The organism is Rhizobium sp. USDA 4016, from assembly GCF_056279705.1.
On record NZ_JBWCCY010000004.1, the window covers coordinates 628,320 to 640,978 of the forward strand.

Below are 12,659 nucleotides of genomic sequence, written 5' to 3' on the forward strand. Positions count from 1 at the left end.
TGCCCCTGACGCGTGCCGCCGACTTTGAAACTGTCCTTGCTGCAATCTGAAGGTGCGCGAGCGGCGATAATTGGATTGCTCAGCCCTCCGCGCGCTCCAGTTTCGCGCATCACGCGCGAGCAGCCGGAATAGGATTAATTAACGTCCCGGAGAAGCAACGAAAACCTATACCTAATATTGGCGAAATACGGCCTTCAACTCGCAGACTTCATTGTGCCAAAATAATCTTATTTTGCTATACTCTCGACGAGAGGGTTTCGCGATGCTGCTCGATCGAGAGGGTCCACTCGAAACGTTGCTGAGCGCAATGCGGAGCGCTGCGGCCGGGCACGGCAGCACTGTGCTGCTCGAAGGCGAAGCCGGAATCGGCAAAACCTCTCTCCTGCGCGAGTTCGCGGAGCATGCCGACAAAGGCTGCCAGGTATTGTGGGGCTGGTGCGAGGCGCTTTTCACGCCGTGCCCGCTCGGACCCATGCAGGACATTGGGCAACTGCTTGACCCCCGTGTGGCAGCACTGCTCGATCAGGCGGCTCCGCCGGAGCGGCTCTTTCCGGCACTGTTGAATGTGCTCCAGCACGCCAGTGTTGCGATCGTACTCATCTTCGAGGATGTCCACTGGGCCGACAACGCGACGCTCGACCTGATAAAATACCTCGGTCGCCGCATCTCCTTGCTTCCAGTCGTGCTAGTGCTCAGTCTGCGCAGCGATGAAATCGGCGCCGATCATCCCCTGACGCATGTCCTCGGCGATCTTCCGTCCGCATCGGTCACCCGCATTGCGCTTGAGCCGCTGTCTCCCGAAGCGGTGACGGTGTTGGCTGAGCAGGCGGGCCGCTGCGCCGCCGATCTCTATCGCGTTACGGAGGGCAATCCCTTTTTCATCACCGAACTTTTGGCAAGCGGCGAGGCGGAGCCAGGGCGTGTACCAGATTCGATACGCGATGCGGTCTGGGCGCGCCTGTCTCGACTGACAGCGGGTGAACGCAAAGTGCTTGAGGTGATCAGCATTGTGCCAGGCAGCGTGGAACCGTGGCTCATCCGGCCTCTGCTCGGTGTCGAGGCCGAAGCACTGGTAGACCAATGCGTGGCGCGCGGATTGTTGCGGCAAGACGACCAAGGCGCCGTGATGTTTAGACATGAACTTGCTCGGCAGGCGACGCTCGACCGGCTGCCGCCGAACGTTCAAAGGTCGCTCCATGCAAAGGTGGAGGCGGCGATATCGCAACTCCCCACGACCCATGCGTCTGCCCTGCTTTCACGCCGGGTACACCACGCCGCCGGGGCCGACGATGGCGCGCGCGTTCTCGAACTGGCGCCACAAGCCGCGGCACATGCGGTGCGCCTAGGCGCTCACCGGGAGGGGGCTTCACATTTGGCGACAGCTCTCAGATACGTCACGCAAGCCACACCGGAGTTGGCCGCCCAGCTTTACGAGGACTGGGCCTACGAGGCGGGACTGGCTCTGCTCGTCTATGAACCGGTGATTGAGGCGCATCATCGTGCTATCGCGATTTGGCGCGAACTCGGACGCACCGACAAGATCGGTCCTAATCTGTGCAGGCTGTCACGGCTGCACTGGCGCCGCGGCGAGGGCCAGCCGGCGGAGGACTACGCAGACCAGGCGGTGCGCGAAATGGAAAAATTGCCGCCTGGCTCGGAGCTCGCGATGGCCTACAGCACGCGCTCTCAACTTCACATGCTGCATTATCGCTTCGACGAAGCGATCGATTGGGGCTTGCGCGCGATCTCACTCGCCGACCAACTGGGCGAAATCGAAACGCGCGTCCACGCTTTGAACAATGTCGGCACCGCGCTCCTTTTCGCCGACCGTCCGGGCGGCCGCGAGCGGCTGGAGGAAAGCCTGGCGCTGGCGCTTGAGCACGGATTTCATGACCATGCGGCGCGAGCCTACACCAACTTCGCGGAATGCGCGGCCGTGTCCAAGGACTTTGTCCTGGCTGAACGCTTGTTGTCCGAAGGCATCGCATTCGCCACTAGGCACGATCTCGATTCAGCGGCGCAATATCTGCTCGGCCGGCAGGCGCAGCTTCGCATGGAGCAGGGCCGTTTTCGCGAAGCTGAGACCGTTGCGCAGGGCGTCATGAGTCTCGAACGCCTACCGATGGTCATGCACCTGCCGGCGCTCACTGTGCTCGGAACCGTGCGCGTGCGACTGGGTGAGCCCGGCAGCTTGGCGCTTCTCCAGCAGGCGCTCCAAGAGGGATTGGCGACCGGCGAGCTGCAACGAATCGTGCCAGTCCGTCTGGCGCTGGCCGAAGCAGCCTGGCTTGACGGAGACGACAGTGCTGCCCATGAGCAATTAAACGCCCTCGTCGGGATGGATCTCGATAACTTCCGTACCTGGGACTTCGGCGAACTCGCAGTGTGGTGGCAGCGATGCGGTATCGCCAAACCGCTGCCCGCGCCGAAGGCGAAGATTCCTTTAGCGCGTTCCGCCGAGCTGCGCGGCAATACGCTGGCGGCGGCAAGGGAGTGGGATCGCCTGGGGCTTCCCTATGAAGCGGCGCTTGCCCTGATGCAGGTTCGAGGAGCCGATGCCGGGCCGGCATTGGCCCGTGCAGTCACGACGTTCGAGTCGTTGGAGGCGCGTCCCGCTGCGGCGCTGGCGCGAAAGCAGGCGCAGCGCTTGGGTGTTGCGGGCCAGTTGCCGAAAACCCGCAGAGGGCCATATGGGGCGGCCCGCCGTCACCCGCTTGGTTTGACGTGGCACGAACAACAAGTGCTTGCCTTGATCGCAGCGGGCATGAGCAACAAGGAAGCCGCCCAGCGTTTGTCGCGCTCCCGGCGCACGATCGAGCATCAGGTTTCCGCCGTCCTCGGCAAATTCAACGCCGCCAATCGTATGGAGGTCCTCCTGCGCCTACGCGGCGAGCCCTGGCTCCTGTAAGCCGCTGGCGCGTTGCAAGCCGTCGCAAACTAATTTGAGCGCGAATTTAGGGTACCCGCCGCCGGGAAATTGGGTGACCGTACCGATGTGCCCGAGCTGCTTCGGGCATAGGCTGAGTTCTGCCATGGGAAAAGAATGCCCAGGCAGGATCGCTCGCGGAGGAGGGATAGCGATGACCAGACGTTCTACCGCATATGCAATGGCCTTACTCGCCACGACAGGCGTCGCCTCGGCCTCGGAACTGGCGCCAGAGAACGGCTACAGTATTCATCTCGACCGCTTCAATGGTGCGGTCTATTACACGGTCGAGAAAGACGGCGGCTACCGGGTGGTTGCGACCATGGCGTCCGGAGAAGAAGCACAGCCGATCCGCTTCGTCTCCACACTCGGACCGGGGCAGCGGCTAATGATTTCCGTCCCTCGAGCCGTCGGCCAGCCGTCCGCCGACTTCGAGATCTTACGTCATGGCGAGGTCCTTCTTGTGCAGGAGCCCAGCGTGACTCTGATCGATAACGTGTCGACCAGCGCCATAATCGAGGAGTGATCCTTTTGGCCGGTCCGAAATTCTGATTCCGGCCCTGCCCAACTGGACTTGCCGGGCGAGCGACCCGACGGACCATCAACCCCGCAGGGCTGGTCGGGGAAAGAGCCGAGTGAACTTTACGTGCGAGAAAGTGACTTTCAAAGCACACGAAGTTGGCTCGGCTTTTGCGGCAGCCGGCTTGTGACACAGTTAGGGCTCGATTCCTCTCGCCATTGGTTCGCACGAACTCGCTATCGGATAACGCGGCCGATCGCGCCGCTAAGCGCCTTCGAGGCATAGGGAGATGCGTCCATTGCAGCGCCTGCTACTGTTCGCTGTCGTCGCCTGTGGCGTCGCGGTGGGTTCTGGGCGATCTTCGCAGGAAGACGCGGCCGCCGAGAAGTTCTACAAAGTGGTCGATGGGAAGGCCGATGCGCGGACCTACAACGGTTACCGGCGTTATCATGCCGGCTGCAACCATTGCCACGGCCCCGATGGAGTCGGCTCGACTTTCGCATCCTCTCTCGTTAACCGGCCGCTCGATATCGACACGTTCAGGCGTGTCGTTCGCGATGGCCAAAGCACGAGCGGGAGCTCGGCCATGAAAGGGTTCGCCAATGATCCCAATTTCGCTCCTTATATCGACGACATTTACGCCTATTTGCAGGCCCGCGCTGACGGCGCTCTCGGCCGCGGGCGGCCCAAAAGAGTGGAGCCGTAGAACCGCGTCGACGGACGAGGCAAGCCGATTTCGGGCGCGATTTCTTTTGGGATCCGAGCGCGCGGTTCGGTCGAACAGATTGCTAGCACTGGCGCGCACGACGATCCTCGAAATCTCTCGAGCAATCTGCAGCGCCAGCCTCTGGCGACCTGCATTCTGTCCCGCTGTCCGGCGTCTGGTGCATTCGGGTATCCCCCAAGATGCCCTGGGGACAGCGAGAGCGTCGAGCATCCCTTCGGCACGACATAAAGCATGGATGAACCAGGGCGCGTGCCTGATGCGCCGGGGAAAGGCGTCGGGGGCGAGTTTAGCTCGACGGCGCTCGCCGACAATCTGCGAGGAGCTGTCAGTCTTTTTCGGCATTCCCGGCCCAATGGGGGATCAGCGAGCAATCAAAGCCTCCCGCTTATACCGTCCAAGCCTAGGACGCTAAACCGCCATTGGTTGAATTTGCCATATAGGACCGCGAATCTCGGCAGACCGCGTCGCAACGGTTTCCTGACTTTCTTCCGCTTCACACATGGTCGGCTCCGTGGCGGGAGCACTCCGGAGCCTCAAGTCAGAAGCAAGACGAATCGCAAGCAGTCCTTGGCCGCCTGACGATATCGGTTACCGGTCAGAGGTTGGTTTTGACGAAACGGTTGGCCTTGGCCGCCTCGTTCATGTCCTTGCGCCGAAAATAGATCGCTCGCCCGCAGCGGATCGGACTTTGGCCTTGGACGATAACGATCTGTTCGTCCTTTCGCATCGACTGAGTAATCTCGTGCGGCATGATCAGCGGCCTTCGCTGAAAATTTACGCTCTCCGATTGGCGAGATCCCGTGGTAGAACTGCTCCAGCCGACATTGCGCGACCGGCCCTTTACCTCGACGGTCATTTCCCCGCATTGGGCCGAGACGTTACGCGCCGTGTCGAGTGCCTTGACTGCGGCATAGGAGGCAAACGCGCAACCGTCGATCCATGAGGTCGCTCCGTCCTTGCCGAAGTGTCGTTCCAACTGTCCAACCGATTGGTACATGAGCATCAGCGAGATTCCGTATTTGCGGCCACGGTCGCGCGCTTCTTCCAGCACGCGCATGTAGCCGAGCAGGTCGACCTCATCGAGCATGAACAATGTGCGGCGGTCGAATGCGCCATCGGCCTGCACCATGGCCTTGATCAGCGAGCCGATGATCACCCTTCCGATACCCGGATACGAGCGCAGGATGGCAGCCGGGATGTTGAGGAACACATCCTTCTTGCCAGAGACGATATCGCTGGATCTGAAGGCGTTGCCGCAGACGAGACCAGCGTAACTGTCAAGCGACAGCCACTGCGTGTCCTTCGAGGCCGTCGAGTAGACGCCGGAAAAGGTCTGCTCCGTCATGTTGGTGAAAACGCCGAGGGTTTCGCGGATGAAGGCGGACGCTGAGTTCTCCTGAACGTCGCGCAGCATGGCGAGCACCGATGGCTCCGGCTCGGAAACGATCTGGCGCAAACTGCGCAGAGTTCGCCTTCCGGCATATTCTGGCGAGAGCATGACATGCGCAAGCAGGCCGGTCAGCAGATTGTGCGCCTGGTTCTGGAAGTAGGCGCCGCTTGACGATTCGAAACGTGCGCTTTCCGACAACAGCATATGTGCGATGCCGACGATGTCCGCTTCCTTGCGGGTCGACGTTTCAATGCCGTCGAGGACGTCGAAGCCGGTTGCCGGATCGGCAGGATCGAGCACCATCACGTCACGGCCGAGAACATGCCTGCGGTACTCGACAACCATCGGCGCAACTTCTGTCGACGGGTCGAGGCAGATGAGCGGACCGGCATATCGAAGGGCCGTCGGCACGACATTGCTGGTTGTCTTGAACCCGCCGGAACCGGCGAAGAACAGCATATGCGTGGAGTCGAAATCCTGCTTGTAGGTCAGGAGCGGCGCCCTGCCGCCTTGTCCCCACGTCGAACGATCGTTCGGGTCGAAGGAAAGCTTATGCACGAGTTCGCGATCGACGCGATAACGCTCGCCGACGACGATTTCGCCATCCGGCGGGAAAAGTCTTGCGGCCGCACGCATCGAGAGCCAGTCGGCGTCGCCGAAGGTTCCACCCTTGGCGCGTTTGACCGGATCGGTGACGACGACGGAGATGCGCGCCGACACCGCAACGATCAGAAACCCGAGAAACGATCCAACCACGGCGAAAGCGTCGAGATAAGAAAGCGCCTCGGCCCCAGTGATGATGCCGCGCTCAACGGAGGGAGAAAGACGTCCATATTCCCGCAAGGCGTAGAAGCCGGCAACGACAACAAAGCCGAGAAGGCTTGCGATCGCGATCGGCCGGCGTCGATGCAACGGCAAGGGCCAGACCGTCAGAAGCCCCGCGAGCGGCCCGAGCAAAAGTGCGGGTACGGGTGTCGACCGCAGGAACCAGTATTGAGTCTTCCCCGACATGCCGGCGGCCAATCCATGCCATAGCCAGCCGGTCACGTAGACGGCAAATGCGGTAACGGCGAGAGGGACGAGAACAAGCAGAAGGCTCGGATGCAATCGATGCTTCAATGCCATTCCGCTTTCTCCTGAACAGTATCCAGCGAAGGGGCTTCAATGAACGCCGCTTTGCCGATGTCGCGCAGCCGCTGGTGTTCCGGCGAGCCCGGAGCGATCCGGGCCAGTTCGAGCAGACCGCCGAGCAGGAACGCCCGGTCGGCCTTCGATAGACCGGCCTTGACGACGATTCCGCCGAGGAGGATTTTCTCCCGCGCCTCGCGCTTGCGCTCAGCCGTCATGTGAATCCGCCGCCGGCGTTCCAATCCGGCCAGCCTCCGGTCGATACGGTTGAGGTGATGCGCCGGCTGTGTCCTTCGGTTTCTTTTGAAATCGCGCCGCGATCTCGGCGACGATCCCATCGAGCTCTCCGTCGGATAACTCCATCTCCGCCAGGCCCGCTTTCGTCGCGGCGTGAGCAAACCGCTCGGCGGATTTTACTATCAAAAATCTTCTGCGTTCCTTCAGCTTCTCGATCTGCGCGTCGAGTTCGGAAATCGACAGTTTTGTTGCCATTGGTGACGCTCCATTGTGTCCAGTCATTATCATGTTCGCATTTATACGCACTAGAACAAGTTAGTTAAATAGGCTATTTTGCGTGGACCGCAAGAATCGAGAGCGGAATTCTCGCCGCTGGCCGTCTTCCGGAAAAGCGGCATCACCCAGTCGGGCCGATCGGTTTGAGGGCGCAACATACGTCGCTTGAGCGACGTACTCGGAAGGTCAGGAGATGGTCGTGGCGATCATGTTCGTCAGAGCGCAGATGATCAGCAGGGGAGCGGGACGCAGCATCGTCTCGGCCGCCGCCTATCGCCATCGCACGAAAATGAGCGATAAGCAGGTCGGCACGACGTTCAGCCGTCGCGGCGTTTCGTCGGAACTGGCGCATGAGGAGCTGGTCTTGCCGGATGAGGCGCCGGCGTGGCTGCGCAAGGCGATCGACGGACGCGCGGTCGCCGGCGCCAGCGAGGTGCTCTGGAACGCCGTCGATGCCTTCGAGAAGCGGGTCGACGCGCAGCTTGCTCGCGAACTGGTGATTGCTCTGCCGGGAGAACTGACGCGGACTGAGAATATCGCCCTGGTGCGCGAATTCGTCCGCGACAACCTTACCTTAAAAGGAATGGTTGCAGACTGGGTCTATCACGACAAGGATGGCAATCCTCATATCCACCTGATGGTGACGCTGCGTCCTTTGACGGAAGAGGGGTTCGGGCCGAAGAACGTGGCGGTAACAGGAGCAGATGGTAAACCGCTGCGCGTCGTCACGCCGGACCGGCCGAAGGGCAAGATTGTCTATCGGTTGTGGGCCGGCGACAAAGAAACGCTCAAGGCGTGGAAGCTCGGCTGGGCGGACACTGCCACTCGACATCTGGCGCTCGCCGGTCATGAGATCTGGCTCGACGGCCGCTCGTACGCTGAACAGGGGCTGGACGGGATCGCACAGAAACATCTCAGTCCGGCAAAAGCGGCATTGGCACGCGAGGACAAGGGGGTGTTCTTCGCGCCGGCGGAGCTTGCCCGCCGGCAGGAGATAATTGATCGCCTGTTTGCGGATCCCGAACTCCTGTTGAAGCGGCTTGCCAATGAGCACTCGACCTTTGATGAGCGCGATATCGCCCGAGCGCTCCATCGCTATGTCGACGATCCGGCGGACTTTGCCAATATCCGTGCGCGGCTGATGGCATCGAACGATCTCGTCACATTGAAGCCGCAGCTATTCGATCCGCAAGCAGGAAAAGCTGCAGAGCCGGCAATCTTCACCACACGCGACATCCTGCGCACCGAATATGACATGGCGCAGTCGGCCCGGATTCTCGCGGAGCGCTACGGGCACGCCGTCGACGATCGGCGGATCACTGAGGCGATCGGAAGCGTTGAGATGCGTGATCCGCAAAGGCGCTTCCGGTTCGATGCGGAGCACGTGGATGCTGTCCGGCATGTCACAGGCGACAGTGCCATTGCTGCTGTCGTCGGCCTGGCGGGTGCGGGAAAATCCACATTGCTCGATGCCGCGCGCCTCGGCTGGGAAATCGAAGGTCGCCGGGTGATCGGTGCTGCGCTTGCCGGAAAGGCTGCCGAAGGCCTGGAAGACAGTTCCGGCATCAAGTCGCGGACACTCGCATCCTGGGAACTCGCCTGGGCCGACGGTCGCGACAGGCTTGGGCGCGGCGACGTGCTGGTGGTCGACGAAGCCGGCATGGTCTCGTCGAAGCAAATGGCGCGCGTCCTCAAGGTTGTGGAAGAAGCAGGCGCAAAAGTCGTCCTGGTCGGTGACGCCATGCAGCTCCAGCCGATCCAGGCAGGTGCTGCGTTTCGGGCAATCACGGAGCGGATCGGCTTTGCCGAGCTTTCTGGCGTGCGCCGCCAGAGCGGCAATGGGCACGCGACGCATCTCGGCTGTTTGCGCGTCGCGAAGTCGAACAGGGTCTGGACGCTTATGTAAAGCGGGGGCATCTTGTCGAAGCGGAGACCCGGGAGGAAGCCATCGGACGCATCGTTTCCGACTGGACCGATGCTCGTCGTGAGCTGCTTCAGAAATCCGCCGATGAAGGAAGCCCGGGCCGTTTGCGCGGCGACGAATTACTCGTTCTCGCTCACACCAACGTGGATGTGAAGCGCCTGAACGAGGCATTAAGGACCGTGATGACGGCCGAGGGCGCACTCGGTGACAGTCATGCCTTCCAGACCGAACGCGGGGCGCGCGAGTTTGCCAGTGGCGACCGCATCATCTTCCTCAAAAACGCCCGTTTCTTCGAACCGCGCGCAGAGCATCCCGATGCCCAATATGTCAAGAACGGCATGTTGGGCACGGTTGTTTCGACGACCGATAAACGCGGCCGGATACTGCTTTCAGTGCACCTCGACAATGGCCGCGATGTCATCTTCAGTGAGGACAGCTACCGCAATGTCGATCACGGTTATGCCGCGACAATCCACAAATCGCAGGGTGCCACAGTCGACCGGACGTTCGTTCTCGCGACCGGCATGATGGATCAGCATCTGACCTATGTGTCGATGACCCGCCACCGCCACCGCGCCGATCTCTACGCGGCCAAGGAAGATTTTGAGGCAAAACCGGAATGGGGCAGGATGAGCCGGGTCGATCATGCCGCCGGCATCACTGGGGAACTTATCGATGTCGGTGGGGCACAATTCCGCGAAGACAAGGACGTCGATCCGAGCCCCTACGCCGACGTCAAAACGGATGACGGTGTTACGCATAGGCTCTGGGGTGTGAGCCTGCCGAAGGCACTTCGGGAGGGCGGGGTAGACGTCGGGGACACGGTCACTCTGCGCAAGGACGGAGTTGAGAAAGTCAAGGTTCAGGTCCCTGTCATCGACGAGGAAACCGGGCGGAAATGTCTCGAGGAAAGGGAAGTGGATCGCAATGTCTGGACTGCCCGACAAGTCGAAGCCGCTGTGGCCAGGCAGCAGCGCATCGAGCGGGAACGCCATCGGCCGGAACTGTTCAATCAGCTCGTCGAACGGTTATCGCGCTCCGGCGCCAAGACCACCACGCTCGATTTCGAAGATGAGGCCGGCTACCAGGCTTTTGCTAGTGATTTCGCGCGACGCCGCGGGATTAGTAATCTCGCGGAGATCGCCGCCGGGATAGAAGACTACGTTGCCCGGCAGCTGGCCCGACTTGCCGGAAAGAGGAAGGAACTGGCGGTGCTGTGGGAACGGGCAAACGTCGCTCTAGGCTTTGCGATCGAGCGCGAGCGGCACATCACTTATGATGATCGAGTCCACGCACCATCCGTAGAGCAGACCAGGGTCGAGGACACGCGGTATCTTCTGGCACCTGTGACGTTTTTCTCAAGGGGCGTGGACGAGGATGCGCGGCTGGCGCAACTGGCTTCAGCCGGTTGTCAGGAACGTCAAGCGATCCTTCGCGCTCAGCTCGGGAAGATCTTTGTCGATCCGGGTGAGGCGCTTGCCTTGCTGAACGACCGAGCTTCACGCGCTGACGCCATGCCCCGCCGGCTTGCCGACGACATCACGCGTGCGCCGGCCCAGCTCGGACGTTTGCGCGGCTCGGACCGTTTAATCGATGGGCGGGCGGCGCGTGACGAGCGCAATGCCGCGATTGCCGCTCTTGCTGAACTAAAGCCGCTGGTGCGCGCCCATACTGCGGCGTTCCGGAAGAGCGCCGAACGCTTCGCCGCACGTGAACGGGTGCGCCGCACGCATATGTCGTTTTCGGTTCCGGCGCTATCAATGGCCGCCCATGCGCGTCTCAGCGAGATCGAGGCCATCCGCCAAGCAGGCGGGGAGGAGGCTTATCAAACTGCGTTTTTGTTCGCCGCCGAGGATCGCTCCGTCGTCCAGGAAATCAAGGCGTTGAGCGACGCTCTGACGGTTCGCTTCGGCCGGAGCGCCTTTACCGATAGGGCGAATGAGCATGTCGAGCGCAACGCCATGGAGCGCATGCCGGAGGATTTGGCGCCGGAAAAGCGCGAGGAGCTGGTGAAGCTTTTTACGGCTGTGAAGCGGTTTGCCGAAGCGCAGCATGAGGCCGAACGCCAGGATCGCTCGCGGGTTGTCGCCGCTGCGGCCTTTGATCCGGAGAGGCAGAAAACCTCCGCCCCGCCGCTCCTTGCCGCGGTCACAGAATTCAAGGCGCCGGTCGAGGAGGACGCGAAAGCAACCGCCATGTCGACGCCGCATTACCAGCAGCGCCGCGCAGCCCTTGCGGAAGCGGCGATCAGCATCTGGCGTGATCCGGCCGGAGCGGTGACGACGATCGAGGCGCTGATCACAAAGGGTGTCGTGGCGGATCGCATCGCTGCAGCCGTCGCCGGCGATCCTCAAGCTTACGGAGCGCTACGCGGTTCGGACCGCCTGATCGACCGGCTGCTTGCTTCCGGGCGAGAGCGCAGGGATGCGCTGCAAGCGCTTCCGGAGGTTGCCAATCGCCTGATCGCCCTTGCTTCGGTTTACTCGATTGCCTTCGATGCGGCTCTCCGAACGCTCGGCGAAGAACGGCGACGCATGGGAATAGCCATTCCCGGGTTGAGCAGGGGCGCCCGCGATGATCTCGTGCGCCTCACCTTAGCGGTCGCGAAGAACCCGCGGGCGCTTACCGGAATGGTCAGCGCGCTTGATCCGAAGGTCCGCGACGAGTTCGCTGCGGTGAGCAAGGCACTCGATGCGCGCTTCGGGCCTGGTGCCATCGGGCGCGATGAGAAGGACGCCCTCAACATGGTGCCGCCGGCCGACCGAAAGGCATTTGATGCGATGCGGACATCGATCAAAGTCTTGCAGCGGGCAGTCCGGATTGAAAGCAGCCAGAAGGTCCTGGCCGAGCGCCAGGCGCAGGCAATCGGTCGTGGGCGCGGTCTCAATCAATAGCGCGCGAAAAGTATGGCCTGCAATCGAATGGCCGTCCTGATGGGCACAAAGCGTTTGGGGCGGCTATCACGCGCATTTCGCGTCGTCGCATTGACCCGTCGCAAGCGGCGCCCGACCACGGCAAAATCAATCTTACTGTTGCGTCGTGCCTGCAGGCGGCGTGACGGGAGCAGGTGCAGCATTATTGTCTGTCGGCGCGGCCGGGGTTGGTGGAGCCAGCGCGGGTTCGGAATTGCGGGTCGAAGCTGTGGTCTCTGGATCGGTGTCGGGTCCGCTAGACCATTGGGTGAGGGCGAAAGCGCCAATCGCAATCAATCCTACCGCTGCAATCCATGCGACCCAATTCGTGCGGCGATAATCAACCGGTGTGGTCCGAAGGTCGGGATCACGGTTTGAATTTTTAGGATCGTTCGTCATTTGGTATCTCCTTGTGGGAGGAGAATGTCGTGACACGCTATTGGTTCCAGGGGTCTGGTCAGGGCATTGCCCGTACCGAATTTATCGCCGAACACCCGGCACGATAAAGCGGCGCGACTGCTCGACGGCGCTGTTCCTTATGTTTGCCGCCATTTAGAGATCGCGTAGGCTGTGACTATCATGGAAGCCCTGATCACGCAGTGGCAGACGGAAAATGGCG

7 protein-coding genes and 1 pseudogene are annotated in these 12,659 nt (G+C 61.5%); 4 read left to right on the forward strand and 4 right to left on the reverse strand.

The window, feature by feature from the left end; genetic code table 11:
* Nucleotides 1–262: 262 nt before the first annotated feature.
* The 3 genes from ACZ9DP_RS18440 (at nucleotide 263) to ACZ9DP_RS18450 (ending at nucleotide 4,152) form a co-directional block, all read left to right on the forward strand.
* Nucleotides 263–2,908 (forward strand): ATP-binding protein, encoded by a 2,646-nt coding sequence (locus tag ACZ9DP_RS18440; RefSeq protein WP_476203174.1) that lies wholly within the window; start codon nucleotides 263–265, stop codon nucleotides 2,906–2,908.
* A gap of 172 nt (nucleotides 2,909–3,080) precedes the next feature.
* Nucleotides 3,081–3,452, forward strand: coding sequence for a hypothetical protein (locus ACZ9DP_RS18445; RefSeq protein WP_476203175.1), 372 nt, complete (start codon nucleotides 3,081–3,083; stop codon nucleotides 3,450–3,452).
* Between the two features lie 283 nt (nucleotides 3,453–3,735).
* On the forward strand, nucleotides 3,736–4,152 hold the full coding sequence (locus tag ACZ9DP_RS18450) for a c-type cytochrome (RefSeq protein ID WP_476203176.1): 417 nt from the start codon (nucleotides 3,736–3,738) through the stop codon (nucleotides 4,150–4,152).
* A gap of 616 nt (nucleotides 4,153–4,768) precedes the next feature.
* Here ACZ9DP_RS18450 and traG read toward each other — a convergent pair.
* The 3 genes from traG to ACZ9DP_RS18465 are packed head-to-tail and all read right to left on the reverse strand — an operon-like array spanning nucleotide 4,769 to nucleotide 7,183.
* Complete coding sequence (traG, locus tag ACZ9DP_RS18455) at nucleotides 4,769–6,688, reverse strand: Ti-type conjugative transfer system protein TraG (RefSeq protein ID WP_476203177.1); 1,920 nt, start codon at nucleotides 6,686–6,688, stop codon at nucleotides 4,769–4,771.
* Nucleotides 6,679–6,909 carry a conjugal transfer protein TraD gene (locus tag ACZ9DP_RS18460; RefSeq protein WP_476203178.1) on the reverse strand — a complete coding sequence of 77 codons (231 nt, stop codon included), beginning with the start codon at nucleotides 6,907–6,909 and terminating at the stop codon, nucleotides 6,679–6,681. The genes traG and ACZ9DP_RS18460 overlap by 10 nt, the downstream gene beginning before the upstream one ends.
* Nucleotides 6,899–7,183 carry a TraC family protein gene (locus ACZ9DP_RS18465; protein WP_372413809.1) on the reverse strand — a complete coding sequence of 95 codons (285 nt, stop codon included), beginning with the start codon at nucleotides 7,181–7,183 and terminating at the stop codon, nucleotides 6,899–6,901. Before ACZ9DP_RS18465 ends, ACZ9DP_RS18460 begins: the two co-directional genes overlap by 11 nt.
* Nucleotides 7,184–7,403: 220 nt before the next feature.
* Here ACZ9DP_RS18465 and traA point away from each other — a divergent pair.
* Nucleotides 7,404–12,022: pseudogene (gene traA, locus ACZ9DP_RS18470) on the forward strand (Ti-type conjugative transfer relaxase TraA).
* Between the two features lie 132 nt (nucleotides 12,023–12,154).
* On the opposite strand, the gene ACZ9DP_RS18475 reads toward traA, so the two are convergent.
* The gene (locus ACZ9DP_RS18475) at nucleotides 12,155–12,439 is read right to left on the reverse strand and encodes a hypothetical protein (RefSeq protein ID WP_476203179.1); all 285 of its coding nucleotides are present in this window, start codon (nucleotides 12,437–12,439) and stop codon (nucleotides 12,155–12,157) included.
* Between the last annotated feature and the right edge of the window lie 220 nt (nucleotides 12,440–12,659).